The 1,473-nt window shown below is 51.4% G+C and carries 1 rRNA gene; it reads right to left on the bottom strand.

Features of this window, described 5'->3' with window-relative positions:
• Positions 1 to 72: 72 nt before the first annotated feature.
• Positions 73 to 1,473: ribosomal RNA gene (locus H541_RS13565) — 23S ribosomal RNA — on the bottom strand; the annotation flags it as partial.

Genomic DNA, 1,473 nt, shown 5'->3' with positions numbered 1-1,473 from the left:
AAAACTGAATCTAACAATAACTTCCTTGCTCTAAACCCATCTACCCAAAACTGAATCTTCTTGAAGCCAAAATTGGATAAGTCCTCGATCGATTAGTACTGGTCCGCTCCATTTATCACTAAATGTCCACTTCCAGCCTATCTACCTGATCGTCTCTCAGGGATCTTACTCTTTTAAAAAGATGGGAAATCTCATCTTGAGGGGGGCTTCACGCTTAGATGCTTTCAGCGCTTATCCCAACCATACATAGCTACCCAGCTGTGCCGTTGGCACGACAACTGGTACACCAGAGGTATGTCCATCCCGGTCCTCTCGTACTAAGGACAGCTCCTCTCAAATTTCCAACGCCCGCGACGGATAGGGACCGAACTGTCTCACGACGTTCTGAACCCAGCTCGCGTACCGCTTTAATGGGCGAACAGCCCAACCCTTGGGACCGACTACAGCCCCAGGATGCGATGAGCCGACATCGAGGTGCCAAACCTCCCCGTCGATGTGAACTCTTGGGGGAGATAAGCCTGTTATCCCCAGGGTAGCTTTTATCCGTTGAGCGATGGCCCTTCCATGCGGAACCACCGGATCACTAAGCCCGACTTTCGTCCCTGCTCGACTTGTCTGTCTCGCAGTCAAGCTCCCTTCTGCCTTTACACTCTGCGAATGATTTCCAACCATTCTGAGGGAACCTTTGGGCGCCTCCGTTACTCTTTAGGAGGCGACCGCCCCAGTCAAACTGCCCGTCTGACACTGTCTCCCATCTCGATCAGAGATGCGGGTTAGAGTGGTCATGTTACAAGGGTAGTATCCCACCACTGCCTCCACCGAAACTGGCGTTCCGGTTTCCTAGGCTCCTACCTATCCTGTACGTGTCACACAAACACTCAATATCAAACTGCAGTAAAGCTCCATGGGGTCTTTCCGTCCTGTCGCGGGTAACCTGCATCTTCACAGGTACTATAATTTCACCGAGTCTCTCGTTGAGACAGTGCCCAAATCGTTACGCCTTTCGTGCGGGTCGGAACTTACCCGACAAGGAATTTCGCTACCTTAGGACCGTTATAGTTACGGCCGCCGTTTACTGGGGCTTCAATTCAAAGCGTTGCCTAATGGCTAACCTCTCCTCTTAACCTTCCAGCACCGGGCAGGCGTCAGCCCCTATACGTCATCTTTCGATTTTGCAGAGACCTGTGTTTTTGATAAACAGTCGCTTGGGCCTATTCACTGCGGCTGACCATACGGTCAGCACCCCTTCTCCCGAAGTTACGGGGTCATTTTGCCGAGTTCCTTAACGAGAGTTCGCTCGCTCACCTGAGGATTCTCTCCTCAACTACCTGTGTCGGTTTGCGGTACGGGTGCTGTCTTTTTCCCTAGAAGCTTTTCTTGGCAGTGTGACATCAGAAACTTCGGTACTTAAATTTCCCTCCCCATCACAACTTGTCCCTAACGGTTGGCCGCCTTTAACGTCCTACCAGACTT

Origin of the sequence: Bavariicoccus seileri WCC 4188, from assembly GCF_000421665.1 — a bacterium.
GTDB classification, from domain to species: Bacteria; Bacillota; Bacilli; order Lactobacillales; family Aerococcaceae; genus Bavariicoccus; species Bavariicoccus seileri.
Note: the sequence above shows the minus strand (reverse complement) of the source record. Positions and strands in the feature narration are given on the sequence as shown.